Consider the following 25671-nt stretch of genomic DNA (forward strand, 5'->3'; position numbering starts at 1 on the left):
ATGGACCGGGCGGAGCGCATCGGCAAATGGGTATCAGGCGTTGGCCACGCCGGTCTTTTGACATGGGCCGTGGTCGGCGGCGCCCTGTTCCGCGCCCAGCCGCTGGACGCCGTTCAGATGACCGAGGTATCGGTGATGTCCGAGGCCCAGTTCGCGCAGATGGCGGCGGCTTCGATCGGACGGGCCGCGACCAATCCCGGTGCGCCCTCGGCCCCCGAACAACCGGCGGCACCGAATGACGCGACCTCGCCCGCGATCGACACCAGCGGCGAGGCCGCGACCGAGACCGCCGATGTGCCGGCCGCGATGCCCGAACCCTCGCCCGCGCCCGAGCCGCGCCCCGATCTGACCGATCTGGCCCCCAACCCGCCGGTTCAGGTGGCGACGCTGGCGCCGACGCCTCAGGAACGGCCGCCGCAATCGGATGCCAGCCCGACCGGGGGGCAGACCTCGGACGCTTCGCCATCACGCACGACACCGACCCCGCCCGCAGAACCCGCAGCACCCCCGGCATCGGCGCTGGCGCTGGACAGCTCGGCCCGTCCCGGCGCGCGTCCCGCCGGATTGGCCGAAGCCGCGCAGCGCCGTCAGGCCGAGGCGCTGGCCCTTGCCGCCGCCGCCGAGGCCGAGGCCGCCCAGCGACAGGCGGATGCGGCCGCCCGGGCCAAGGCCGCGGCGCAGGCCGAAGCGGATGCCGAAGCGGAAGCGGAAGCGAAAGCCAAGGCGGATGCGGCCGCCGAGGCCGAGGCCAAGGCGGATGCAAAGGCCAAGGCCGAAGCCGCGAAAGAACAGGCCGCCAAGGAAAAAGCCGCCAGGGAAAAAGCCGACGCCGACGCGAAGGAAGCCAAGGCAAAGGCTGACGCCGAAGCCAAGGCCGAGGCGAAAGCCAAGGCCGAAGCCGAAGCGAAGGCGGAAGCCAAGGCAAAGGCAAAGGCCGAGGCGGAAGCGAAAGCCGAAGCGAAAGCCAAGGCCGAGGCCGAGGCAAAAGCCGAAGCCAAGAAGGCGGCGGCCGCGAAGGCCGCCAAGGAAAAAGCCGCCAAGGAAAAGGCCGAGGCGGAAGCCAAGGCCGAGGCTGAACGCAAGGCCGAAGCCGAAGCCAAGGCCCGCGCCAAGAAGGAAGCCGCCGCCAAGGCGAAAGCCGATGCCGCAGCCGCCCAGAAGGCGAAAGAGGCCGCCTTGGCCGAGGCGCTTGCCGCCGCAGGCGCGGATTCGCCCGACAAGCAAAAGGGTTCCGGCGGCTCGGGCGGCGGTGGCGCCGCCAGCAACGGCCCGCCCCTGACCTCTGGCGAAAAGGACGGGTTCATGGTTGCGGTCCGGCAATGCTGGAACGTCGGCGCCTTGTCCTCGGACGCGATGCGTACTGTGGTGACGGTCAGCTTCCGCATGAACCCGGACGGCACCCCCGACGCCGGTTCGATGAAGATGAAGGATTCCAGCGGCGGCACCGGCGCATCGGCCAAGCAGGCGTTCGAGGCCGCCCGCCGCGCCATCATCCGTTGCGCCAAGGGCGGCTATCCGCTGCCGGCCGAGAAGTATAATCGCTGGAAGGACGTCGAGATCGTCTTTGACCCGAACAACATGCGGATGCGCTGATGATCAGGCAGGCCTTGCATATCCCGCTGTTTTGCCGTGGCGTGCTGTGCGCGGCGGCGATGCTGCAATTGCCCGCGGCGGCTGCATTGGCACAGGACGCCGCCGCGTTGACGCCGGCCGAAAAGGCGGCCTTCGTGGCCGCCGTCGGCGCCTGCTGGACCCAGGGCGCGTTGCCGGCCGATGCGGCGGCTACGGTCGTAACAATCGCCTTGCGCCTGAATCCCGACGGGACGCCCGATTCCGGCTCGATCAGGATGTTGAAGGCCGAGGGCGGAACCGAGGCATCGGTCGAGCAGGCATATACCGCCGCCCGCCGCGCCATATTGCGTTGCAGCCGCGACGGTTACACCCTGCCGAAAGAAAAATACGATGTCTGGAAGGATGTCGTGATCACGTTTACTCCCGATGAAATGCGGATGCGCTGATGTCCGCGACTTGCCGAACCACTGGAAACACCGAAGGTTGAAAAACATGCTGCGCACATTCTCGCTCGCCCTCGCTTCCATACTTTCCCTTGCCGCCGCCGCGCCCGCGCTGGCGCAGGACGGTCCGCTGCGGATCACCATCACCGAAGGCGTCATCGAACCGATGCCCTTCGCCATCGCCCCGTTCGAGAACGAGGGCGGCGCCGATGAGATGACGCGCAAGATCGGCTCGGTCATCGCGGACGACCTGATCGGCACCGGGCTGTTCAAGCTGGTCCCGCGCGAGGCGCATATCGCCCGCCCCGCCAGCTTTTCGTCCCCCGTCGCCTATGAGGATTGGCGCGCCATCAACGTCGAGGCGCTGATCACCGGCGCGGTCTCGGTCAAGGGCGGCAAGATCAACGTCAAGTTCCGGCTGTTCGACGTGACCTCGGGACAGCCGCTGGGCGACGGCATGCAATTCGACAGCGGCGAATCGAACTGGCGCCGCGCGGCCCACAAGGTCGCCGATCAGGTCTATTCGCGGATCACCGGCGAGGGGCGTTATTTCGACAGCCGGGTCGCCTTCGTGTCGGAATCGGGCCCCAAGGACGCCCGCCAGAAACGTATCGGCGTGATGGATTACGACGGCGCCAACGTGAAATGGCTGACCGATTCCTCGGCGCTGGTGCTGGCGCCCCAGTTCTCGCCCGACGGCAACAAGATCCTGTATACATCGTTTGCCTCGGGCTTTCCGCGGATCATGGAACTGGACGTGAACAGCGTCCGCTCGCGCACCTTGTCCGAGCAGCAGGGCACCATGACCTTCTCGCCGCGCTATTCGCCGGACGGGCGCTGGATCCTGTACTCGCTGGAGCAGGGCGGAAACACCGACATCTATCAGATGGATGCGGCCACGGGCGCGACCCGGGCGCTGACCAACGCCCCCTCGATCGAGACCTCGCCCAGCTATTCGCCGGACGGCAAGCAGATCGTGTTCGAAAGCGACCGCTCGGGCTCGCCGCAGCTATATATCATGTCGGCCTCGGGCGGCGAAGCGACCCGGATCAGCTTTGGCGAGGGGCGCTATGGCACGCCGGTCTGGTCGCCGCGCGGCGACATGATCGCCTATACCCGGCAGAATAGCGGCAAATTCCACATCGGCGTCATGCGCACGGATGGATCCGAGGAACGGACGCTGACAGAATCGTTTCTTGACGAGGGTCCCACTTGGGCCCCCAATGGCCGCGTAGTAATGTTTACGCGGGAAACGCCGGGCGGTGGTGGCCAGCCGCGACTTCATTCGGTTGACATTACCGGGCGAAATATGCGCCCTGCGAAATTGGATAATCCGGCCAGCGACCCCGATTGGGGCCCGCTGCTGCCTTAAGGGAACGGAACGGACACGGTATGAAGATGAAAACCTCGGTCAAGATCGCGGTGCTTGTATCGGCGCTGGCGCTGTCGGCCTGCGCCAACCGCAACGGAAGCTATGGCGGATCGCAGGTCGTGGACCCCTATGCCAATGGCGGGGCCGGGGCTGGCGGTGTTGGCACCGGCGCGATGCCCGGTCAGGGATCGGTTGAATATTTCCGCTCGACCGTGGGGGATACGGTGCTGTTCCCCGTCGACCAGTCGACCCTGACGCCCGAGGCGCGCAGCACGCTGGCCGGTCAGGCCGGCTGGCTGAACCAGAACCTCGGATTCTCGACTGTGATCGAGGGGCACGCCGACGAACAGGGCACGCGCGAATATAACCTTGCGCTTGGCGCACGGCGCGCGAACTCGGTTCAGGAATACCTGATCTCGCAGGGTGTGGCGGCGGGGCGGATCCGCACGGTCAGCTATGGCAAGGAACGCCCGCTGGCGATCTGTTCGGAAGAAAGCTGCTATGCCAAGAACCGCCGTTCCGTGACCGTGGTCCAGCCCGGCGCCGGTAGCTGACATGCGGCGCGTCATCCTTGCGGCGCTGTTGGCGGGTGGGCTGGCGATGCCGGCGGCGGCGCAGGATGCCGCCACGCTGGCCGACCTGCGCGCGCAACTGTCTGAACTGACGCGCCAGCTGGAGGGGCTGCGGAGAGAGCTCGTCGCCTCGGGCGCGCAGGGTTTCGCGGCCGCCGGCGGCGACAGCGCCATCGCCCGCATGGACGCGATGGAGGCCCAGCTTTCGCAGCTGACCAACCAGACCGAGGAGATGCAGAACCGCATCAACCGTGTGGTCAAGGATGGCACCAACCGCATCGGCGATATCGAATTCCGCCTGTGCGAGATGGAGGAAGGCTGCGACATCGGGGCGCTGACCGACACGCCCGCATTGGGCAGCGGCGGCGGCGGGGCGGCCTCGCCCCTGCCCGGAAACAATCAGGGCGGGGCCTTGACCGCGCCCGCGCCGACACCAGCGTCCCCGGCCGGGACCGCCACCACCCAAGGCGAACAGGCTGCATTCGACCGGGCCCGGGAGGTGCTCGGTCAAGGTGACTTTCGCGGCGCTGCGGAACTCTTCGCGGCCGTTGCCGAAACCTATGCGAATGGTCCCCTGACCGCCGAGGCGCGGTTTCTGGAAGGGCAGGCGCTGGACAGTGCCGGTGACAGCCGCGGGGCGGCGCGCGCCTGGCTCGAGACATTCGCCGGCGCCCCCGACGGCACCCGCGCGCCCGAAGCGTTGCTGGGTCTGGCGCGGGTGATGGCCGATCTTGGCCATGCCGAGGAATCCTGTCTGTATTTGCAGGAAATCACCACGCGGTTTCCCCAGAACCCCGCCGGCACCGAGGCGACAAATCGGCTGGGCGCCCAGAACTGCGATCTGACGGGCGGGGATGGCGTGCCGGAAGACCTGTCACCCGGGAATGACTGATCTTCAGGATCGGTTGAATGCCGCGCTGGATCGACTGGTGCCGGATGGCCCGGGGCCGATCGCCGTCGCCTATTCGGGGGGCGGCGATTCGACCGCGCTTTTGCATCTGACCACCCGCTGGGCCGCCGACCGGGGCCGCGCCGTCATCGCCGCCACCGTCGACCACGGGCTGCGGGCCGAGTCGGCGGATGAGGCCGCCGCGGCCGGCCGTGCCGCGCGGAAACTGGGCGTCGGTCACACGATCCTGCGCTGGACCGGGGGTGATTCGCCCGGAAACCTGATGGCGAACGCCCGCGAGGCGCGGTTGCGGCTGATCTCGGACTGGGCGCGGGCTGCGGGCGCGATCGCCGTCGTGCAGGGCCATACCCGCGACGATCAGGCCGAGACGGTGCTGATGCGCCTGACCCGCGGCGCGGGCGTTGACGGTCTGTCCGGGATGGCACCGGCGCGCGCGGTATCGGGCCTGTTGTGGCTGCGGCCGTTACTGGAGATTGACCGCGCCGGCTTGCGCGACTGGCTGACCGCGCGCGGCATCGGCTGGGCGGACGACCCTTCCAACGAAAAGCCCGAGTTTGAACGTATCCGCATGCGGCAGGCGGCGGCGGCGCTGACCGATCTTGGTATCACCCCCGTGGCGCTGACCCAGGTCGCAGAGAACATGGCGATGGCGCGGCAGGCGCTGGGGTTCTTTGCGACCCGGGCCGCTGGCGGGGCCGAGGTGCGGAACGGCGATATTATGCTGCCCTTTCAGCCCCTTGCCGAGCAGCCGGATGAAATTCGCCGGCGGCTGATCGTCGCAGCCCTGCGGCTGGTAACGGGGGCCTCATATGCGCCGCGCCGCGCCAGCGTGGCGGGTCTGATGGCGGGGATGCGCGAAGGCGGCCGGGCGACGTTGGACGGGGTGTTGATCACGGTCGATCAGCACCGGATCTTTTTTGGACGAGAGCCCGAGGCCGCCCGCCGGGCGCCCCCGATGCAGGGCGAAATCTGGGATAACCGCTGGTATATCAAAGGCGCGCTGGCGCCCGGTCAAACCGTCGCGGCGCTGGGGTATGACGCGCTTGCGGAAATCGACTGGCGCGGGTCCGGCCTGTCCCGTGACGCGGCCGCCGCCAGCCCGGCGATCTGGCAGAACGGCGCGCTGTGCGCCGCGCCCCTGCTTGGAAAACCGGGGGATTGGGCGGTCCGGCCGGTGCGATCATTGGCGGATTTCCACGCGTTGCTAATCTCGCATTGAACCCCGGCAATGAATCCCTATTTTCACCATAAGCTTTTTTCCCGCTCGCTCGGAGGAATCCCCATTGGGTAACGCGCGCAATATCGCCTTCTGGGTCGTGCTGTTCGTTTTGGTGCTGGCCCTGTTCAATCTGTTCAACGGCGGCGCCGGTTCGATGGACAGCAGGTCCATCAGCTATTCGGACTTCATGGCCCGGGTCGAAAAATCCGAGGTCAAGTCGGTCGTCATGGATGGCGAGCAGTTGATCGTGACCGGATCGGACGACAAGACCTATACCACGATACGTCCGCAAGGTGAGGATATCGCCGACAAGCTGATCGCAAAGAACGTCGATGTCCGGGTCGAGCGGCAGTCTCAGTCCGGTTTCATGTCGCTGATCGGTGTCTGGCTGCCGTTCATCGTTCTGATCGGGATCTGGATCTTCTTCATGAACCGGATGCAGGGCGGCGGCAAAGGCGGTGCGATGGGCTTTGGCAAGTCGCGCGCCAAGATGCTGACCGAAAAGCACGGACGCGTCACCTTCGACGACGTGGCCGGCATCGACGAGGCCAAGGAAGAGCTGGAGGAGATCGTCGAATTCCTGCGCAACCCGCAGAAATTCAGCCGTCTTGGCGGCAAGATCCCGAAAGGCGCGCTGCTGGTCGGCCCGCCCGGCACCGGTAAGACGCTGCTCGCGCGCGCCATCGCGGGCGAAGCCGGCGTGCCGTTCTTCACGATCTCGGGTTCCGACTTCGTGGAAATGTTCGTCGGCGTCGGTGCAAGCCGTGTCCGCGACATGTTCGAGCAGGCGAAGAAATCCGCCCCCTGCATCGTGTTCATCGACGAAATCGACGCCGTTGGCCGTGCCCGCGGCGTCGGCATTGGCGGCGGTAATGACGAGCGCGAACAGACGCTGAACCAGCTTCTGGTCGAGATGGACGGCTTTGACGCCAATGAAGGCGTGATCATCATCGCCGCGACCAACCGCAAGGACGTGCTTGACCCCGCGCTGCTGCGCCCGGGCCGCTTCGACCGCCAGATCTATGTTCCGAACCCCGACATCAAGGGCCGCGAGAAGATCCTGAACGTGCACGCCCGCAAGGTGCCGGTCGGCCCCGATGTGGATCTGCGCATCATCGCGCGCGGCACGCCCGGTTTCTCGGGTGCCGATCTGATGAACCTGGTGAACGAGGCCGCGCTGGCCGCCGCGCGTATCGGCCGGCGCTTTGTCAGCATGGAAGATTTCGAGAATGCCAAGGACAAGGTCATGCTGGGGGTCGAACGCCGCAGCATGGTCCTTACGCCCGAGCAGAAGGAAAAGACCGCCTATCACGAGGCCGGGCATGCCATCGTCGGGTTGTCCCTGCCGAAATGCGATCCGGTCTATAAGGCCACGATCATCCCGCGCGGCGGCGCCCTTGGCATGGTCGTCAGCCTGCCCGAGATGGACCGGCTGAACTATCACAAGGACGAAGCCAAGCAGAAGATCGCCATGACCATGGCCGGCAAGGCCGCCGAGATCATCAAATACGGCGAGGAAGGCGTGTCGAACGGCCCGGCCGGCGACATCCAGCAGGCCAGCCAGCTTGCCCGCGCCATGGTGATGCGCTGGGGCATGTCGGACAAGGTCGGCGCGATCGACTATTCCGAAGCGCATGAAGGCTATTCCGGCAATACCGCCGGATTCTCGATCTCGGCCCACACCAAGGAACTGATCGAGAAGGAAGTCTTTGACCTGATCGAAGAAGGCTATCAGGAAGCCCGCCGGATCCTTCTGGAGAAGGAAGAGGAATTCGAGCGGCTGGCCAAGGGGCTTCTGGAATATGAAACCCTGACCGGCGAGGAAATCGGCAAGGTCATCCGTGGCGTCGCCCTTGGCGGCGAGGATGACGGCCCCGGACCGGGCAGCCGTATTCCGACCGTCACCACCCAGCCCCGCCCGGACACGCCCCGTCCGGCAGGCGATGGCGCGGCGGTTCCGCAGGGCTGAGTTCCGGCCCGCCCGACCGCCGGGACAGGTGCGAAAAAAGACCCCGGTTCCCTTTTGGGGCCGGGGTCTTCGGTATTGAAAAGTAATTGGTACTCAAAGCCGGGCCATACGACCCGGACGATACCCTTCTGAACGCTCAGCAAGGGCACCGACTGGCGGCCTGTGGTGGTACAGGCTTGTAGGGCCAACTGCCGGGCGGCGGGGGTGGTTCCGGATTTGATGGCGGCCACGTGGGTTCGGCGGGATCTTGCTTATCCCGCCTTGCCCCAATCCGCGTCCATCATCTCGCGCAGGCGGCTGGCGGTGCGTTCGAATTCAAACGATCCGGTGCCCTCGAGATACAGCGATTCCGGCTGCGCGGCGGCCGAGGCGATCAGCTTGACCCTGGCCTCGTAAAGCGCGTCAATCAGGGTCACGAAGCGCTTCGCCTCGTTGTAATTCGCCGACGAAAGTTGCGGAATATCGTCGATCATCAGCAGATCCACCGCATCGGCGATGGCAAGATATTCGGCCGGGCCATAGGGGCGGCCGCAGAGGTCCCAGAAGCCGATCCGCCCGATCCGCTGCCCGTCGGGCGCGGTCGCAAATGCGGGGATCGCGATCTCGCGCCCCTTGATCGGCAGGACCAGCGGCGCCGCGGGCGCCCCCTCCGTCAGCCGGGCCCAGGCCGCATCCATCGCCTTGCGGGCCGAGGGCGGGGTCACGAACCAGCGGTCATCCTCGGCGGTTCCGTCCTGTCGGTGATCATGGGGGCTGGCGAGTTCGATCACGTCCAGTTTCTGCCGGATCAGCGCGATGAAGGGCATGAAAAGCTGCCGGTTGAGCCCATCCTTATAAAGATCCTCGGGCACGCGATTCGATGTCGTGACGATGGTCACACCGCGATCGAACAGGACCTGAAACAGCCGCCCGACGACCATCGCGTCGGCGATGTCGGTGATCTGCATCTCGTCAAAACAGAACAGGCGCGTCTGGTCGGCGATGGCCTCGGCGACGGGCCGGACCGCGTCCTGCGCCCCTTCGGCCCGGGCGCGGTTCAGACCGGCCTGAACCTCTTGCATGAAGGCGTGGAAATGGACCCGGCGCTTCTGGGCGATGGGCGCGGCCTCGACCAGCAGGTCCATCAGCATCGACTTGCCGCGGCCGACCCCGCCCCAGATATAAAGACCGCGCGGGCCGGCAATCGGCGTGGCATCGGCCGGACCGCCGCCGACCAGCCGCGACAGCCAGCCGCCCCTGGCCTTCGTGACGGGTGCGGGGGGCGCCGCGGCGAGCTCGCCGACCAGCGCGTCCAGCCGGGGCAAAAGCGCGCGTTGCGCCGGGTCCGGATCCAGCTCGCCACGTGCGACGCGGGCCTCGTATAATTGGCTGACGCTGGGCATGGAACCTCGAGGGCTTGGGGCGGTCGTGTCGACCTCACCTGTGCCAAATGCCGCCGCGACCCGCAAGGTCGCCGGGCGCTGGATCGCGGGGCTTATGCGCGCCCGACCGGTCAAACGAAAAGGCCGGCCCCTATCCGCCGGGCCGGCCCGTTTCTGTTAATTCGGGGGCTCGCGCGATCAGCGGCCCATGCGGTTGAAGCCGCCGCGCGGATCGGGGCCGCTGCCCAGCCAGTTCTGCGTCACCACCGCGATGTGGTTCACGATCTGCCGCCGTTCGGTATTGCCGGCGGCGTCCGCCGCGACGGCGGCACTGCCGGTCAAACCCGGAAAATCAGCCTCGATCAGTTGCGGCTGGGTCAGGGGCGCGCCGCTGCGCGCATCCAGCACCTGCACCGTGTAAGAGATATTCTCGACCCCGGCGTTGGCGAAATTCGTGCCACGGGTCAGCGGGGTCAGGGCGTGGAACTGCGTGACCGTGGCCGCGATGGTGACCGGCGTGCGGCCGCGCAGACCGGCCGAACCGGCGCGGATGCCTTCGGTCACGATGGCCGCGGCCTGTGCCCGCCGGTCACCGGGGGGATCGCCATGCCAGACGACATCCGCTTCGGGGACATAGCTGTTTTCTTCGGTCGTGGTCAGCGTGGCGGGGGCCACGACATTGACGCCGGTCACTTTCCAGTTCGCCGACTGGCTGGCCGGAATCTGCTGGTATTCGGTGCGCCAATCGGACCGAACCGCGCACCCGGCAAGACCAGCCACCACCAGCCCACCCAACAAGACGCTTTTGATCATCTGAAACCTCGTACCACCGGGGGACAGAGGGTCCCCATTCACCAATTCTTCAGGACCTGACAATGTACAGTACAGGTCGCTGGTCATTTTATTGCGCCACATCGCAATATTATGCAATGATTCTAATGGGAGAATGCCTGTTTTCCGGCACTTGTCTGGAAACTGGGTTAATCGGGGTCGGTTTCCGACATCTCCATGATCACCGCCCATTCGCTATCGCTGACCGGCTGAACGGAGAGGCGCGAGTTGTTGACAAGCACCATCTCGGACAGCCGGGGTTCGACCTTGGCCTGATCCAGCGTGACCGGGCGCCCCAACGGCCGCACCGCGCGAATGTCGACGCATTCCCAACGCGGGTCGTCGGTCGAGCTGTCGGGGTGCACCTCGGCACAGACCTCGGCGATGCCGACCATCTCCTTGCCGACGTTCGAGTGATAGAACAGGCCCCGGTCGCCCAGCTTCATGGCGCGCATATTGTTGCGGGCCTGATAGTTGCGCACGCCGTCCCATTCCTCGCCCTTGGCGCCGCGCGCGACCAGATCATCCCAGCCGAAGACATCCGGTTCGGATTTGAACAACCAATAGGCCATCAGCCGATCACCTTTTTCCATTCGTTCAACTGGACCGAGGCGAACAGCCCCGCCGCCTTGTAGGGGTCCGCATCGGCCCATGCTTGCGCCTGTTCCAGAGTTTCGGCATCCAGAATGACCAGCGAGCCGCGCATCTCGCCATCCTCGATCAGCGGGCCGGCCATCGCGACGATACCGCTTTGACGGATATGGGCCAGATGCGCCTCGCGCGTGTCCAGACGGGTTTGCAGGGCACCGGGTTTGTCGCGGCAGATCAGGGCGTAAAGCATTGTCATTCCTCCTTGAGTGGTCGGGCGAGAAGCGCGGCAAGCGCGGTCTGGATGGTGGCGCGTCCCTGACACAGGTCGGATACGGCGGCGGTGATGGGCAGATCAAGCCCCTCGGCCCGGGCAAGCGCGGCGGCGGCGCTGGCGGTGGCGACGCCTTCGACGGTGATCGCGGGGTCAAAGGGTTCACCGGCGCCAAGCGCAAGGCCAAAGCGGAAATTGCGCGAGCCTTCGGATGTGCAGGTCAGGACCAGATCGCCCAGACCGGAAAGCCCGGTCAGGGTATCGGCGCGCGCGCCGCGGCTGACCGCAAGGCGGGTCATCTCGGCAAAGCCGCGGGTGATGATCGCGGCCCGCGCGCTGTCGCCAAAGCCGGCACCGATGGCCGCACCGGCGGCTATGGCGATGACGTTCTTCAGCGCCCCCCCCAGTTCGGCGCCGATCACATCGGTGGTGCGATAGACCCGCAGCACCGGCGTCGACAGCGCCGCCTGCAATGCGATCGCCTGCGCCTCATCGGCACAGGCCAGTGTCAATGCGGTCGGCAACCCCCGGGCGATGTCATGGGCGAATGACGGGCCGGTCAGGACGGCGGGTGTCGCATTCGGGCAGGCGGCGGCGATCACCTCGACCGGGCCGAGGCCGCTGTTCAGATCGATGCCCTTGGCGCAGGCGACCAGCGCGCGGCCGTCCAGAAGCGCGGCGTGCTGGGAAAGAAAGCCGGAAAGCGCCTGTGCCGGCAACGCCAAAAGCACGATCGCATCCAGCGCGTCCTCGATCCGGTCGGTGGTGGTGACGGCCGGCGGCAGATCCACGTCCCGCAGGCGCGGCAATGCGCGCTGTCCGGGGCGCAGATCGCGCCCCCATAACGTAACCGGGCCGCGTGCGGCCAGTGCCACGGCCAAAGCGCCACCAAAGGCGCCCGCGCCCAGAATGCCGATCGGCGCGCCCGAGGTCATGCCTTTGCCCCCCGTTTGCCCGCGCCCAGCATTGCCGGCGCGCGACCGTCCAGCGGCCAGCGCGGTCGTGCGGCCAGATCCATCCCGTCGCGCGCACCGGTGCCGAACCGCTCGATCCCCGCCCAGGCGATCATTGCGGCATTGTCGGTACACAGCGCCAGCGGCGGCGCGACAAAGCGGGTGCCGGCCTTGGCGGCGACCTGCTCCAGCGCCGCACGAATGGTCCGGTTCGCCGCCGCACCGCCCGCCACCGCAAGACCCGTGGCGTCGGGCAGCATGGCCAGCGCACGGCGCGACTTTTCGGCCAGAACCTCGGCCACCGCGGCCTGAAACCCGGCGCACAGATCGGCGCGGTCCTGTGCGTGCAGCGCGTCCGTTCCGGCCATCAGATCGTCCCGCAGGCGCAGGACGGCGGTTTTCAGACCCGAGAACGACATATCGCAGCCCGGCCGGTCCAGAAGCGGCCGGGGCAGCGCAAAGCGGGTGGCGTCGCCCTCTGCGGCGCAGGCCTCGACCTGCGGGCCGCCGGGCTGCGGCAGCGCCAGCATCTTGGCGACCTTGTCGAACGCCTCGCCCGGGGCATCGTCGATGGTGCCGCCCAGACGGCGGAACTGTTCGGGGCCGTCAACGCCGAGAAACTGGCAATGGCCGCCCGACACCAGCAGCATCAGATAGGGATAGCCCAGATCGTCGGTCAGGCGCGGCGTCAGCGCATGGCCGGCCAGATGGTTGACCCCGACAAGGGGCAGCCCCGCACCGACCGCGATGCCCTTGGCGCACATGACCCCCGCCATGACGCCGCCGATCAGCCCCGGACCGGCGGTGACCGCCACCCCGTCCAGCGCGCTGAGGGACAGCCCGGCCTGCGCCAATGCCTGAAGCACGCAATCATCCAGCCGCTCGGCATGGGCGCGGGCGGCGATCTCGGGCACGACGCCGCCGAAATCGGCATGCAGCGCCGTCTGACCCGCGACGACCGAGGCCAGAATCTGGCCGCGACCATCGGCGCCAAGCCGAACCACGGCGGCGGCGGTGTCGTCGCAACTGCTTTCGATGCCAAGAAAGGTCAGGGTTTCGGTCATGGGTCCAAGGCGGGGCAGGCGCGGCATCGGGGTGCCGCTTGATGGGGTCCGGTGTATAAGTCACTCTTCATCCCTCAGAAACCACTTTGGCCCGCGAATGACAAGGAACGCTCCGCCCCTGCTGCTGACCCGGCCCGAGCCGGGCGCCACCCGCTTTGCCGATGCGTTCGCGCGCCGGTTCGGGCCCGACTGGCCGGTGATACGCGCGCCCGCCCTGGCCGTGGAACCCGTCAGCTTCGCGCGTCAGGCGCTGGAGGATGCAAGCGCGGTCATCCTGACCTCGCCGCAGGCGGCGGCGCGGGCCGGGCCGGGCCGGGGGCGGCTGGCTTATGCGGTCGGCGATCAGACCGCGCTGGCGGCAACGCAGGCGGGCTTTCGGGCGATTTCGGCGAAGGGTGACGCGGCGGCGCTGGCCCGGTTGATCCGGGAGCGGCATGGAAGGGGTGATACCGGCGCGGGTCCTCTGTTCTATCCGCACGGGCGCCAGCGTGCGGCGGATCTTGCCGCGTTATTGCCCGAGTTGCGGATCGTCGCGGCGGTCGTCTATGAACAGCGCCCCCTGCCGCCGCCGGCCGAGGTCACCTCGCTTCACGGTCCGTTGCTGGTGCCGGTATTCTCGCCGTTCAGCGCCCGAATCGTGGCCGGCTGGCTGGCCGCCGGCACGACCCGACCGTGGGTCGCGGCGATCAGCGCCTCGGCGGCGGCGGGGTTCGGTCAGGCCGCACGGCTGGCGGTCGCGGTCAGGCCCGATGCCGGGGCGGTGCTTGATGCGCTGGAATTGCTTCTGGACGGCGGGGCGGGGACGGAACAAAGCTGATCGGCGTGGGTTGAGGCAACGGGATCAGGCGTCTAGATTGGTCCAAAGGTTCATACGGCTCGGTCGCGTCCTTTCGGGTCGCATGACGCCGGTTCTAAAGGGACAGGATTCCGTGAAAACTCCGAAATCGACCACCAATAAGCCGAAGTCCGACAAGGCCGAGGCCGAAGCCGCGAAATCGAACGAGGTAAGTCTGGGCGGTAACGCGACCCTGTCCGAATCGGATCCGGCCCCGTCGAAGCTGATCCTGAAGGACGATGCGAAACTGGCCTCATCGACCGGGACGCCCACGGGTTCCAAGCCCGAGGCGGCGAAACCGGCGACCACGAAGCCGGTCGAGTTGAAGCCGGAAGCACCGAAGCCTGCGGACACGGGGGCAGTTTTCGGCAAGCCGGGCAATGCCGGCCCGACAAGCGCGGCCGCGTCGTCGACACCGGCCACGACGCTCGGCGGTCCAGCGGCCAGCGGCGGGACCGCCCGCCCGGTCGAGTCCAAGCCGGTCGAGTCCAAATCCGCCGATGCAAAACCATCCGATACCGGATCATCGGATTCCAGACCGGCAAGCCCGCCCGGCGCCGCATACTCGAAACCTGAGCCCGCGCCGGTCACCGTCAGAAGAACCGGGTTCTGGCCGGTGTTTCTGGGCGGGGTCGCGGCGGCGGCGATCGGCGCGGCGGCGGCGTGGTGGGCGATTCCGCATCTGCCGCCATCGTGGCGCCCGGGTGGAGCCGGTACGCCCGGTCTTGATGAACAGATTTCGGCGCAGGTGGACGCCTCGGTGAAATCGGCATTGGCGGCGCTTCCGGCACCGGCTGCGCCCGATCAGGGCATGCAGGCCGCGCTGGACGCGCAGGCGCAGCAAATCGCGGCCTTGGACGAATCGATCAAAGCGCTGCAATCCGCGCCCGCCGGCGCCGCGCCGGACGGGCTGGATCAGACCCTGACCCAGATGCAGACGACGCTCGATCGTCAATCGCAGGAGATTCAGGCGCTGAAGGACCGCCCCGCCGGAACCGGCGTCGATCCGGCCCAGCTTGACGCCGCGGTCCAGCAGAAAGCCGCCGAGTTGCAGCAGCAGATGGATACGGCCGTCAGCAAAACCCGCGAGGATCTGGCCGCCGCGCAGGCCGAGGCGCAGAAATTGCAGGCTGACGCGGCCGAAACCGGACGCCGGGCGCGGGGTGCCGCGGCGCTGGCGCTGTTGCAGGCGGCGCTTGAGACCGGCAACGGGCTTGATGCTGCGCTGGCCGAACTCGGCTCGGCCGGTGTTCCGGTGCCGGAGGGGCTTGGGCCGGACACGCCCAGCCTTGTCGACCTGAACGACGCCTTTGACGCGGCGGCGCGGGCCGGGCTGACGGCATCCTTGCGGGCCGACAGCGCGAATGAAGGGATCGGGACGCGGCTGGGGAATTTCCTGCGCGTCCAGACCGGCGCCCGCTCGCTTGAACCGCAACAGGGCACCGACCCCGATGCGGTGCTGTCGCGCGCCGCCGAGGCCGTGCGCAACGGCGAGATTCAGGGCGCGCTGGACGAGATCGAGACGCTGCCGGCCGCCGGACAAGATGCGATGAACGATTGGACTGCCATGGCCCAGGCGTGGGTCGGTGCGAATACAGCCGTTGCGCAGCTTGGCGCCGAGCTGAAGTGAAGGACGCCAGATGATCCTGTCTATCCTGAAGATCCTGTTCTTCTTCGCGGTCGTGCTGGCGCTGACGCTTTTCGCCGTGCGGCTGTCCGAAACCGGCGATGCGCTTTATCTGGCCTTTGGCGGCAAGGAATATGTTCTGGGTCCGATTCAGACCTTCGTGGCGATCGTTCTTTTGTTCATCGCCGTCTGGCTTATCGCCAAGCTGCTTGGTCTTGCGGTTGCGTTTCTGCGGTTCCTGATGGGCGACCAGACCGCGATCAGCCGCTATTTCGCCCGCTCGCGCGAGCGCAAGGGCTATGAGGCGCTGTCCGAAGGGATGCTGGCCGTCGCTTCGGGCGAGGGCAAGCTGGCGCAGGAAAAGGCGGCACGGGCGGCCAAACTGCTGGACCGGCCCCATGTCACCGATCTGCTGGCGGCGCAGGCGGCCGAGGTCGCAGGCGACGCCGCGACGGCGAACACCGTCTATCGCCGCCTGCTGGCCGACGACCGCACCCGCTTTGTCGGCGTCCGCGGGCTGATGCGTCAGAAACTGGCCGAGGGCGATACCGCAACCGCGCTCAAGCTTGCCGAAAAAGCCTATGCGCTGAAGCCGCGCCATGCCGAGGTGCAGGACACGCTGCTTGCGTTGCAGACCGGGCAGGGCGATTGGAAGGGCGCCCGCGCGATCCTGAAGGACAAGCGCAAGCAGGGCGCCTTGCCGCAGGATGTGCACCTGCGCCGCGACGCCGTTTTGGCGCTGCAAGAGGCGAAAGAGGTGCTGGCGCATGGCAACTCGATCAGCGCGCGCGAGGCCGCGATCTCGGCCAACCGCGCCAGTCCCGATCTGATCCCGGCCGCGGTTCTGGCCGCGCGCAGCTATATCGCGCAGAAGGATTTCCGTAACGCGGCGCGGGTCTTGCAAAAGACATGGTCGGTGCGGCCGCATCCGGCGGTGGCGGCGGCCTATGCCGAGATCGTGCCCGAGGAAACCCCGGCCCAGCGGCTCAAGCGGTTCGAGGCGCTGATGTCGAAGAACCCCGATGACGAGGAAACCCATCTGCTGCGCGCCGAACTGGCCCTTACCGCCGAGGATTTTCCGGCGGCGCGGCGTGCGCTTGGCGATCTGGCCCAGACCCATCCGACCGTGCGGTCGCTGTCGATCATGGCGGCGATCGAGCGTGGCGAGGGATCGGATGACGCGGTGGTGCGCGGCTGGCTGGCGCGTGCGCTGACCGCCTCGCGCGGGCCGCAATGGGTCTGCGACAAGTGCCACAACATCATGGCCGACTGGGCGCCGGTCTGCGACAATTGCGGCGGTTTCGACACGCTGACCTGGCGCGAGCCGGAACAGCCGTCGCTGGGCGTGGGGACGACCGGGAACGGCGCCGAGGTGCTGCCGCTGATCGTCGGGACGCCCGCGCGCCCGGCGGTGACCGAGCTGGAGATCGAGGAAGAGGTGGTGGCCGAACCGCCCCGGAAGGGCCCGATCGACATCACCCCGCCCGAGCCGATGCGCCCCGCCACCAAGGCCCCGGACGTGGTTGCGCCCTCATCAAGCCCGCAGGGGAAGCAGCCGGATTACGAGCCTTCAAGCACCGTCCGCACCCCGGACGACGCGGTTGGCGCGCCGGCGGAAGGCAATGCGCGCACGCGCCGGGTCGAGCGGCCGCGCGAGGTGATCGAATCCGGCCCGCATCCGGTCCGCCCCGATGTGGAACCCATTGATCCCGATGAGGGGCCTTCGCGTCTGTGACTGGCGCCGGGGCCGCTGCGGCCTTCCCCTTACGACATGGTCAAATTTGGCCTTTTCACCCGCGCCGGATGGTGTTATCCGGCGCTGGCTCCGCCAAGGGGCGGAATACCAGATGCCGCGCTGCCCGTGATGGCGGCGTTCGCAGATGCCGGTGTAGCTCAGCTGGTAGAGCACGTCATTCGTAATGATGGGGTCGGGGGTTCGAGTCCCTTCACCGGCACCAGGCTGCGGTCCGGCAGCCAGAATTGCTGAAAATCCGCGATGCACGCCTTTCGGTCCGTCCGGCGCTGAGATGCTGGGGTGAGCGGCCATGACCGCTGCAATATTCCCCTGAATGCAGCACTCCGACCAGCTTTTCGCCGAAAACGCCAGACGGCCAAGCCGCCGCGAGAAGCCGGGTGCATTTTTGCCGTTGATCCCGGCGATGCCGCGTGGCCGATTGTCGCGGCGGGCGCTTTGCCGAACCTGACCCCGCGGGGGTGCGGCACCGGCGCCGCAACGATATGGCCGGCTCAGCCGCTGCCGGTTTTCAACAGAACTTGTACCGGATCGTTCAGAATTCGCTTTCGGATTACGGTAGCCATGCTAACATGACGGTTGAACGACGTCTTCAACTCGTTCGTACAGGCCGGACGGTCCTTGGTGATGCGGTGACCGTCCGGCCGATTTTTTCCTAATTCACGTTCTTTCTATTTCGCATCGGCCATGCTGGGCGCGGCGGCGCTGACACCCTGCACCTTTTCGCGGATCCGGCGTCCGACATCGGGGTCGATATTGTCCCAATATTCGAACGCCCGGCTCAGCACCGGTTCGCGCACACCGGCGGTTAACATGTCCGCGACCTGATCGACCAGCGCCTGACGCTCCTGATCGTTGAAAACGTCGCGGACCAGCGTGCCGGGCTGCGAGAAATCATCGTCATCGGCGCGCAGATTATAGGCGCTGCGCACCATCTCGCCATCCGCTTCCCAGCCGTTCGCCACCGGCCCGGTTTCGTCCGACCAGGTGCGGCCATAGCTGTTCGGCACATATACCGGCGCATTGCCCGTGTGGTGATAGGCCATCGGGCCGTCCATCATATAGGTGTTCACCGGCACTTTCGGCTGGTTCACCGGCAGTTGATGAAAATTCGCGCCGATCCGGTTCCGCTGCGCATCGTTATAGGCGAATGCCCGGCCCAGCAGCATCTTGTCCGGCGACAGCCCGATGCCCGGAACAGTGTTGCCCGGCGAGAACGCCGCCTGTTCGATCTGGGCAAAGAAGTTTTCGGGGTTGCGGTTCAGGGTCATGGTGCCGACCTTGATCAGCGGATAATCCGCATGCGGCCAGATCTTGGTCAGGTCGAACGGGTTGATCCGATAGGTCTTGGCGTCGGCATAGGGCATGATCTGAACCGACATGATCCACTGCGGATGCTCGCCGCGCTCGATCGCCTCGAACAGGTCGCGGCGGTGATAATCGGCATCCGCGCCGGCGATCTCGGCCGCCTCGGCATTCGTCAGGAACTCCATCCCCTGCTGGGTATGGAAGTGGTATTTGACCCAGAAGCGTTCGCCGGCCTCGTTCACCCACATATAGGTGTGCGAGCCATAGCCGTTCATGTGCCGCCAGCTGCGCGGCAGGCCGCGCACACCCATCAGATAGGTGACCTGATGCGCTGATTCGGGGTTATTGGTCCAGAAATCCCATTGCATGTTATTGTCGCGCAGCCCGCGGTCGGGCAGACGCTTCTGGCTGCGGATGAAGTGGGGGAATTTCATCGGGTCGCGCACGAAGAAGATCGGGGTGTTGTTGCCGACCAGATCGTAATTGCCCTCATCCGTGTAGAACCGCAGCGAAAAGCCGCGCACGTCGCGCCATGTGTCGGGGCTGCCCTGTTCGCCCGCGACGGTCGAGAATCGCGCCAGCATCTCGGTCTGGGTGCCGCGCTGGAACAGCGCCGCCTTGGTATAGGCTGACACGTCCTCGGTGGTCTCGAAGGTCCCGAAGGCGCCGCCGCCCTTGGCGTGCGGCTGCCGCTCGATGGTCTTTTCACGGTTGAAATGGGCCATCTGTTCAAGAAACTGCACATCATGCAGCAGAACCGGACCGTCTGCGCCGATCGTCAGTGAATTCCGGTCGCTGTGGGCAGGCGCGCCCGAGGTCGTGGTCGAGGGGAATTGCGATGCCCCCAAAGAGCCGGTTTTCTTCGTATCCATCATATACTCCGCTAGCTGCTTGCTGGCTCCGCAGCACAGAGGCCGCGGGCCGAAAGTGGCAATAGAGGGAAAGTCGGACGCGGTCAGGCAGTCCGACGCCGGGCGCCTTTCGCCCGTGCTGCCGACAGCCTAACAGACAGGTCCGCGATGACAACCGCGCAGAGGGTCACAGGTCGCGGATCGTCCAAAAAAGCGCCCGAAAAAGGCTTGCGACAAAGGTCGCGGCACTTGCCCCGATCGTCGCGTCCGGCCGGGATCAGGTGGCCGGCGCCGGTTGCGGCTCGACCGGCTTCGGCGCGGGCAGATCGCCCGCGACCGGCGGGGACTGGCGGGTCAGCATGCGCAGCACCCGGACCAGTTCCTGCTTGAGATCCTTGCGATGCGTCACCCGGTCCAGCATGCCGTGTTCCAGCAGGTATTCGGCGCGCTGGAAGCCCTCGGGCAGTTTTTCGCGGATGGTCTGCTCGATGACGCGCGGACCGGCGAAGCAGATCAGCGCATTCGGCTCGGCGATCTGGACGTCGCCCAGCATGGCATAGCTTGCCGTGACCCCGCCGGTGGTCGGATGGGTCAGAACGACGATATAGGGCAGATGCGCCTCGCGCAGCATCTCGACCGCGACTGTGGTGCGGGGCATCTGCATCAGCGACAGGATGCCTTCCTGCATCCGCGCGCCACCGGCCGCCGAAAACAGCACCAGCGGCCGTTTCAACGCCACGGCGCGTTCAGCGGCGGCGATGATCGCGTTGCCCACATACATGCCCATGGAGCCGCCCATGAAGCTGAAATCCTGCGCCACGGCGACGATCGGGGTGCGGCCCATCTCGCCCTCGGCGACCAGCATGGCCTCTTTCTCGCCGGTGGCCTTTTGCGCGGCCTTCATGCGTTCGGGATATTTTTTCTGGTCGCGGAACTGCAGCGGGTCCGCCAGCGGTTCCGGCACCTTGATCTCGGTATAGACACCGCCGTCGAACAGCGCCTTGAAGCGGTCGCGCGGCGTGATCTGCAGGTGATGGTCGCAGCTTGTGCAGACGTTCAGATTCTCGGCAAGCTCACGATGGAACAGCATGGTTCCGCATTCGGGGCATTTGGTCCACAGGTTTTCGGGCACTTCGCGGCGCGAGAACAGCGAATTGATACGCGGGCGGACATAGTTGGTGATCCAGTTCATCAGGCGACCTTTCGCGGACGTGTCCCGTCCAGATAGGCCGCGCGACGCCGAATTGCAATTCCGCTGCCGGTAGGCTTCACTTCGCCAATGATGGGAACCGCGCTGATCGTCATTCACTATATCGCCGCCACGCTGGTCGTGCTGCGGGTGCTGCTGCGCCCGCGGATGGAGCCGACGACGCGGCTGGTCTGGATCCTGATCATCGAGGTGCTGCCGCTGGTCGGCATCCTCGGCTATCTGCTGTTCGGCGAGATCCGGATGCGCCGGGCCGAGGTTCAGCGCATGGCCGACGTGCGCGAACGGCTTTCGGGCCTGTGGCGCCCCAGTCCGTTCATGATCGAAACGCCGCCCGATTTCGCCCGGCAGGTCGTTGACGCGAACTACGCGACCGGCGGTTTCCGCGCGGTCGGGGGGAACAGCGCCATCCTTTTGCCCGAGGATGACAGCGCCATCGACGCGCTGGTGACGGCGATCGACGGCGCGACCGAGCATGTGCATCTGCTGTTCTACATCTGGTTGCCCGACAATTCGGGCGCCCGCGTGGCCGAGGCCGCCATTCGCGCCGCCCGGCGCGGGGTGACGGTGCGGGTGATCGTCGATGCGCTGGGGTCGCGGACATTCGTGCGATCGTTCTGGTGGGGCCGGATGCTGGAGGCCGGCATCCACGGCCGAACCGCGTTCCCTTGGGGAAATCCGCTTTACAGCATGATTTTTCAGCGCCTGGACCTGCGCAATCACCGCAAGATCGCGATCATCGACAACCGGGTCGGCTTTACCGGAAGCCGCAATTGCTCCGACATCGCCTTCAGCGCAAAGCCGCGTTTCGCGCCGTGGATCGACGTGCTGTTCCAGATCGAAGGCCCGGTTCTCCGCCAGATGCAGGCGATCTTTCTGCAGGACTGGATGAGCTATACCGGCGAGGATCTGGGCGCGATGCTGGAGTTCGTCCCGGCCGGGAACGACCAGCATGTCATCGCGCAGGTGGTGGCGACGGGGCCGGACCGGCGTCAGGGTTCGATCGCCGATTGCCTGTGCACGCTGATCTATGCGGCTCAGGAAAGCTGCACGATCTCGACGCCTTATTACGTCCCGGATGCGGCGCTGGACACGGCGATCCGCAGCGCCGCCCGGCGTGGCGTCAAAGTCACCATGATCCTGCCCGAGCGGAACGATTCCTTCATCGTCAGCGCCACCAGCGTCGGTTTCTGTGCCGGGCTGATCTCGGCCGGGGTTCGGATCATGCTGTTCCGTCCGGGGCTGCTTCATTCCAAGATCGTCACCGTCGACGGGCATATGGCGATGATCGGCTCGGCAAATCTGGACCGGCGCAGTTTTGAGCTGAATTACGAAATGAACCTGCTGTTTCTGGATCAGCCGCTGGTTGCCAAGATCGACGCGCGGCAGGCCAGCTATATATCGCGCGCGCGCGAACTGACATCGGGCGAAATCCGCTCGGCCCCGGCGTGGAAGCGGATACGCAACAACCTGCTGGCGCTGGCATCGCCGCTGCTTTAGCCCGGAACGGCGCCGAGCGGCCGGCGTTATATCCCGACCACACCCAGAGGGGGATCGGATCATGACCGCACTTGCCGACAGCACATGTGAACCCTGCAAAAGCGGCACCGGCGCCCTTGACCGGGCCGAGGCCGAGCTTTTGATCAGCGAGCTGGACGACTGGCTGCTGTCCGAGGACGCCACCGCGATCAGCCGCCGGTTCGAATCCAAGGGTTTTGCCAAGGCGGTCCAGATGGCGAACCTTGCGGCATGGGTGGGCGACAAGAATGGCCATCACCCCGATATCTGCTTTGGCTGGGGCTATTGCACGGTGACATTCACCACACACGAGGCCAAGGGGCTGAGCCGCAATGATTTCATCTGCGCGGCCAAGCTGGATCAGATCGTCGCCTGACGCGCCTTTTTCAGCCGGCCCACCGATTCGGGGAAACCGAAATCGACAAAATCGCGTGCCCATGCCGCCCGCGCGGCTTTCATCAGCGCCTTGTCGGCCAAAAGCGCATCGGGGAAATCGGCGCGCGTCGATACCTCGGGGGCATTGGTGATGCCGATGGCGGCTGCAAGCCGGGGCAGTTCCTCGGCCATTTCCTCTTCCCGCAGGATGTGGTCGGGGCTGCCGAAGCGCGCGAAGCCGGCGATCACTTCGGTCTGGCTGGCCCATGACGGATCGACGGCGAACGGGGTCTGGCCGTTCAGGGTCTGGCGCACGAATTCCAGAAAATCGGCGAAACCGGACATGGGATCCGCGCCGGGATCTTTGCCGCCGCGCGACAGATAGGCGATCAGCTCGGCATTGGTCTTGTCCAGAACCTGCGCCGAAAAGGCCGACCAACCCCGCAGCAAGGGATGGCGCAGCACGGTAAAGCTGCGGTGGCCGTTACGCGCCTTTTTCCATTCGCGCAGCGTTTTCTGCGTGAAATCGACGGTTTCCGGCCCCAGATCCGCCAGCCATGCGGACACCCCATCCACCGGGCCGCCCCGGACCGGCATATAGATCAGCCCCGCACCCGCATCGCTTGCCCGGAACGACGGTACGGCCGGGCCACGGCGCGGCTCGAAATTCGGCGTGCGTGACAGGTTGAACCGGTCCAGCCGGGCCAGCGAGCGCGCCATCTCGTCATAATTCCCGACTTTTTCCGCCATCGCCTGCGGATTCTGCGGAACCAGCTCGGCCGAGGGCGAAATCTCGGCCTCGGGCAGGCCCAGCCAGCGCATCAGACCGGACAGAACCGCCGGATCGTGCAGATCCTCATAGTCGATATAAAAGGCGGTCTGCCCCCGGCTTTGCAGCCCGTGCAGGATCGCCAGTTGAAAGGCCTGGGTTTTTTCAAGATGGGTTTCGAACTGCCCGGCATCGAAGGTGGCCGTCGCCTGTTTGCGGCGGCGCACATCGCCCAGTTTCCATTGCCCGGTCGCCCGCGCGATCGCCAAGGAGACATAGCTTTCGGCCGGATTGCGGGTCAGCACGATCTTGGCGCAATCCGGGTCGTCCAGCAAAGGTTTCAGGATGCGCGGATCGTGGTCGTTGAAATAACGAAACCCGTTCAGCCCGGGCTGCGACCGGATCAGCTTGAGCAGATGCAAGGGCTTGGCGTCGCGCTGTTCCAGCGTCACCCCAAGCAGGTCGTCGCGTCTGGGATAGCCGACGAAGGCGGGATTATAGGCCTCGCCATGGCAGGTGACGCCGGGGACCGCGTTCAGCGTCGCCTCCAACAGGTTCGATCCGGTGCGCATGCCGGCCAGCATGACGAAACTTGTGAAACTCATCCGGCGGCCCCTTCATCATGCTGCGCTTCGGCCGAAAACTGGCCCATCATCAACGGTTGCAGGCCGGCATTGCGCAGGCGTTGCAGAAAATCGGCAAAGCCGGCCATGTCGCGCATCGGCGGCAAGACAAGATCATATTCTTCCACGCGCAGGGAAAGCTCGGTCAGCAGATCGCGCAGGATCGGCTCGGGCCGGGCGACGAAATCGGCCAGTTCCCAAATGCTGATGGTTGCCTTGGCCCAGACCGAGCGCAGGATGTCGACCTGTGTCTTTTCCCGGCGCTGCAGAATCCCCGCGATATGGCGCACGTCGTCGAAGGGCATGTCGGAATGCAAAAGCGGGACGGCCCAAGCGCCGGTGATGACGGCGATGCGGGCGTTGTTGTCGGTCGTCATGAACCAGTTCAGCGCCTGCGTGTCGCGGGGGCTGAACTGGAATAGCTGGGGCGTGTCGCCGCTGCTGCGGATCAGGCTGGTCAGAAACCCCTGCGGGTCATAGTCGCGCACCGCCGCCGAGCTGGAAAGCGCGCCCGGACCGATCTTGACCCGGCCGGCGAATTCGGCCCCGCCCGGCGCGAAAAGATGACCGTGGACCCGCATGCCGACCCGATCCTGCAACCAGCCCTCGAAGTCCGGGAACAGGTCGGTGAAGCCCTGCAACAGCACATAACGGTTCGAGGTCTTGCCGTTTTCGCGGTCCTTGGCCGGGAACCGGCTTTGCATGTAAAGGCCCGGCCGGCCGATCGTGCGGCGCAGCACCGCCTGATTGATGATCCGGTCGATGCGCGCCGGATCGGGTTCGGCCGCTGGGTCGTTGCCCCGCACGGGCTGGGGGAAAAGCGCATTCAGCCGTTCCGCCCGGGGCCAGATCTTGCGGGCGATGAAGCAGCGCGATTCCTGAAGAATCTCGGCGTGATCGTCATAGAACGTATAGGGCTTGCCCTGCTGGTCGAATTTCGCAAGCGTCAGGCTGCGGCTTTCGACACGATGCGAGTGGCGCCGTGACAGGGTCTGGAAATAGGATTCGTCGGGGATCCAGACCATACGGAAATAGCGGTCGAACTCGGCCCGGCGGGGATCCGTCAGGATCGCCTCCAGCGTGCGGCGCGACAGACACCACCACTGTGATCCGATATGGGGAGCGATGCCTTCGGGTCTGTGGCGATCGACCTTCAACCGGCGCTGGATCGCGGTCCAGCGGTCGAACAGCCAGCGGTTCCGCTTCCATTTGAAGGGGAAATACATGCTGAACCGCTCGTCATGCAGGCCGCCGATGGTCCAGCCGACATCGGCGACCGTGGTGCTTTCGATGAAATCGACGTCGCGATGACGTTCCAGATAGGCGGTCAGTTCCGCTACCGGCCGCAGCGGCAGGCAGGCGCCCGAGGCGAGCAGGACGTTCGTCACATCCGGGTGCAGGCGCAAAAGCTGCTCGACCCCGGTCAGCGTCGCCTCGACCAGCGACCAGGTGCCCCAGGCGCAATTGGTGCGGGCGCAGAAGGACAGGTCGGGCAGATCGGCCAGCGCCGCCTCCATCCCCACGGTATCCTTGTGGGACATCTTCTTGTCGGCGTGGACGACCACCGCGGCGCCGCCCTCGGCCCAGATCCGCGCGCGCCGGGCGGCCTGTTCGGGGGCGTCGTGGCACATGAACACGACGCCCAGCCGGGTCGCGGCGACGGTTTCCGCAGGCATC

The 25671-nt window shown here is 66.3% G+C and carries 22 protein-coding genes and 1 tRNA gene; 13 read left to right on the plus strand and 10 right to left on the minus strand.

Features of this window, described 5'->3' with window-relative positions:
* The 7 genes from tolA (at position 1) to ftsH (ending at position 8057) form a co-directional block, all read left to right on the plus strand.
* Positions 1-1593, plus strand: coding sequence for a cell envelope integrity protein TolA (gene tolA, locus ACFSCT_RS00960; protein ID WP_379139435.1), 1593 nt, complete (start codon positions 1-3; stop codon positions 1591-1593).
* Entirely contained in the window at positions 1593-2018 is a 426-nt protein-coding gene (locus ACFSCT_RS00965; RefSeq protein ID WP_379139436.1) for a hypothetical protein, read from the plus strand. Before tolA ends, ACFSCT_RS00965 begins: the two co-directional genes overlap by 1 nt.
* Before the next feature lie 46 nt (positions 2019-2064).
* Positions 2065-3387 carry a Tol-Pal system beta propeller repeat protein TolB gene (gene tolB / locus ACFSCT_RS00970; protein ID WP_379139437.1) on the plus strand — a complete coding sequence of 441 codons (1323 nt, stop codon included), beginning with the start codon at positions 2065-2067 and terminating at the stop codon, positions 3385-3387.
* 26 nt (positions 3388-3413) lie between these two features.
* The gene (gene pal, locus ACFSCT_RS00975; protein WP_379139474.1) at positions 3414-3941 is read left to right on the plus strand and encodes a peptidoglycan-associated lipoprotein Pal; all 528 of its coding nucleotides are present in this window, start codon (positions 3414-3416) and stop codon (positions 3939-3941) included.
* A 1-nt stretch (position 3942) separates the two neighbouring features.
* On the plus strand, positions 3943-4851 hold the full coding sequence (gene ybgF / locus ACFSCT_RS00980; RefSeq protein ID WP_379139438.1) for a tol-pal system protein YbgF: 909 nt from the start codon (positions 3943-3945) through the stop codon (positions 4849-4851).
* Positions 4844-6088 carry a tRNA lysidine(34) synthetase TilS gene (gene tilS, locus ACFSCT_RS00985; RefSeq protein ID WP_379139439.1) on the plus strand — a complete coding sequence of 415 codons (1245 nt, stop codon included), beginning with the start codon at positions 4844-4846 and terminating at the stop codon, positions 6086-6088. The genes ybgF and tilS overlap by 8 nt, the downstream gene beginning before the upstream one ends.
* 64 nt (positions 6089-6152) lie before the next feature.
* Positions 6153-8057, plus strand: coding sequence for an ATP-dependent zinc metalloprotease FtsH (gene ftsH / locus ACFSCT_RS00990; RefSeq protein WP_379139440.1), 1905 nt, complete (start codon positions 6153-6155; stop codon positions 8055-8057).
* Positions 8058-8308: 251 nt separating this feature from the next.
* Here ftsH and zapE read toward each other — a convergent pair whose 3' ends face one another.
* The 6 genes from zapE to tsaD all read right to left on the minus strand — a co-directional run bounded on the left by zapE (position 8309) and on the right by tsaD (position 13128).
* Complete coding sequence (gene zapE / locus ACFSCT_RS00995) at positions 8309-9439, minus strand: cell division protein ZapE (RefSeq protein ID WP_379139441.1); 1131 nt, start codon at positions 9437-9439, stop codon at positions 8309-8311.
* A 177-nt stretch (positions 9440-9616) separates the two neighbouring features.
* Entirely contained in the window at positions 9617-10231 is a 615-nt protein-coding gene (locus tag ACFSCT_RS01000) for a DUF6778 family protein (protein ID WP_379139442.1), read from the minus strand.
* Between the two features lie 167 nt (positions 10232-10398).
* Positions 10399-10821, minus strand: coding sequence for an EVE domain-containing protein (locus ACFSCT_RS01005; protein ID WP_379139443.1), 423 nt, complete (start codon positions 10819-10821; stop codon positions 10399-10401).
* Complete coding sequence (locus ACFSCT_RS01010) at positions 10821-11090, minus strand: YciI family protein (protein WP_379139444.1); 270 nt, start codon at positions 11088-11090, stop codon at positions 10821-10823. Before ACFSCT_RS01010 ends, ACFSCT_RS01005 begins: the two co-directional genes overlap by 1 nt.
* A gap of 2 nt (positions 11091-11092) precedes the next feature.
* Positions 11093-12046 (minus strand): NAD(P)H-dependent glycerol-3-phosphate dehydrogenase, encoded by a 954-nt coding sequence (locus ACFSCT_RS01015; RefSeq protein WP_379139445.1) that lies wholly within the window; start codon positions 12044-12046, stop codon positions 11093-11095.
* On the minus strand, positions 12043-13128 hold the full coding sequence (gene tsaD / locus ACFSCT_RS01020) for a tRNA (adenosine(37)-N6)-threonylcarbamoyltransferase complex transferase subunit TsaD (protein ID WP_379139475.1): 1086 nt from the start codon (positions 13126-13128) through the stop codon (positions 12043-12045). Before tsaD ends, ACFSCT_RS01015 begins: the two co-directional genes overlap by 4 nt.
* A 97-nt stretch (positions 13129-13225) precedes the next feature.
* On the opposite strand from tsaD, the gene ACFSCT_RS01025 reads away from it, so the two are divergent.
* From ACFSCT_RS01025 to ACFSCT_RS01040, 4 genes are all read left to right on the plus strand, one after another.
* Positions 13226-13945: a uroporphyrinogen-III synthase gene (locus ACFSCT_RS01025; RefSeq protein ID WP_379139446.1), complete on the plus strand. Its 720-nt coding sequence runs from the start codon at positions 13226-13228 to the stop codon at positions 13943-13945.
* A gap of 112 nt (positions 13946-14057) precedes the next feature.
* The gene (locus tag ACFSCT_RS01030; protein WP_379139447.1) at positions 14058-15593 is read left to right on the plus strand and encodes a COG4223 family protein; all 1536 of its coding nucleotides are present in this window, start codon (positions 14058-14060) and stop codon (positions 15591-15593) included.
* Positions 15594-15603: 10 nt separating this feature from the next.
* On the plus strand, positions 15604-17325 hold the full coding sequence (locus ACFSCT_RS01035; RefSeq protein ID WP_379139448.1) for a heme biosynthesis protein HemY: 1722 nt from the start codon (positions 15604-15606) through the stop codon (positions 17323-17325).
* 147 nt (positions 17326-17472) lie between these two features.
* Positions 17473-17548, plus strand: a tRNA-Thr gene (locus ACFSCT_RS01040).
* Positions 17549-18014: 466 nt separating this feature from the next.
* Here the strand turns inward: ACFSCT_RS01040 and ACFSCT_RS01045 are convergent.
* Positions 18015-19523, minus strand: a complete 1509-nt coding sequence (locus ACFSCT_RS01045) for a catalase (protein WP_465263165.1) — start codon at positions 19521-19523, stop codon at positions 18015-18017.
* Between the two features lie 256 nt (positions 19524-19779).
* A complete protein-coding gene (accD, locus tag ACFSCT_RS01050; protein ID WP_379139450.1) occupies positions 19780-20694 on the minus strand; it encodes an acetyl-CoA carboxylase, carboxyltransferase subunit beta in 915 nt (304 codons plus the stop codon).
* A gap of 87 nt (positions 20695-20781) precedes the next feature.
* Here accD and cls point away from each other — a divergent pair, with 87 nt between their 5' ends.
* Positions 20782-22209, plus strand: coding sequence for a cardiolipin synthase (gene cls / locus ACFSCT_RS01055; RefSeq protein WP_379139451.1), 1428 nt, complete (start codon positions 20782-20784; stop codon positions 22207-22209).
* Between the two features lie 61 nt (positions 22210-22270).
* Positions 22271-22603 (plus strand): 4a-hydroxytetrahydrobiopterin dehydratase, encoded by a 333-nt coding sequence (locus ACFSCT_RS01060; RefSeq protein WP_379139452.1) that lies wholly within the window; start codon positions 22271-22273, stop codon positions 22601-22603.
* Here the strand turns inward: ACFSCT_RS01060 and ACFSCT_RS01065 are convergent.
* Together ACFSCT_RS01065 and ACFSCT_RS01070 are read right to left on the minus strand one after the other, a co-directional pair.
* Complete coding sequence (locus ACFSCT_RS01065; RefSeq protein WP_379139453.1) at positions 22588-23976, minus strand: sulfotransferase family 2 domain-containing protein; 1389 nt, start codon at positions 23974-23976, stop codon at positions 22588-22590. The two genes, ACFSCT_RS01060 and ACFSCT_RS01065, sit on opposite strands and share 16 nt — an antisense overlap.
* A complete protein-coding gene (locus ACFSCT_RS01070; RefSeq protein WP_379139476.1) occupies positions 23973-25670 on the minus strand; it encodes a DUF5927 domain-containing protein in 1698 nt (565 codons plus the stop codon). Before ACFSCT_RS01070 ends, ACFSCT_RS01065 begins: the two co-directional genes overlap by 4 nt.
* Position 25671 lies beyond the last annotated feature (1 nt).

It is taken from the genome of Paracoccus pacificus (assembly GCF_042680785.1).
Lineage (GTDB): Bacteria > Pseudomonadota > Alphaproteobacteria > Rhodobacterales > Rhodobacteraceae > Paracoccus > Paracoccus pacificus.